Below are 353 nucleotides of genomic sequence, written 5' to 3' on the forward strand. Positions count from 1 at the left end.
TGAACCACGGCAGCCTGACGGCTGCAAATTGAAAACCGCCCCTGTTCGTCCTGTTGTTGCCGCACGCTCCGCAGAATATGTATGCTCTGAGGACCTGTTTTATTAAGGACTCATCCACTTATGTTGACCCGCAAAAGTATAGATCCCGTTCTGCTCTCTGTTGGTGCTGAGAAGCTCTCACAACGTGAATGGGACTGGATGAAGATGCTCAAACCCATGGACCCACCACCTGCGATGGTCGCGGCCTCCATCCTGGAGCGCCGTGGCGACACAGCAGCCCTTACCCGGCTACAGGATACCGGGGGTTAATCCGTCCTCATGTTGTCCGCTTTTACTCCCCGCCCGCTGAAACG

At 55.5% G+C, this 353-nt stretch carries 1 protein-coding gene; it reads left to right on the plus strand.

The window, feature by feature from the left end; all coding sequences use genetic code 11:
- The first annotated feature begins 120 nt into the window (after window positions 1-120).
- Entirely contained in the window at window positions 121-309 is a 189-nt protein-coding gene (locus BHE85_RS26865; protein WP_000957844.1) for a hypothetical protein, read from the plus strand.
- The last annotated feature ends 44 nt before the right edge of the window (window positions 310-353 follow it).

This window comes from Shigella sp. FC1567 (assembly GCF_001743015.1).
Lineage (GTDB): Bacteria > Pseudomonadota > Gammaproteobacteria > Enterobacterales > Enterobacteriaceae > Escherichia > Escherichia coli.

Bases quoted from the DNA above. Each gene is read 5' to 3' on its own strand.
- BHE85_RS26865 (WP_000957844.1), top strand. From the start codon at position 121: ATGTTGACCCGCAAAAGTATAGATCCCGTTCTGCTCTCTGTTGGTGCT.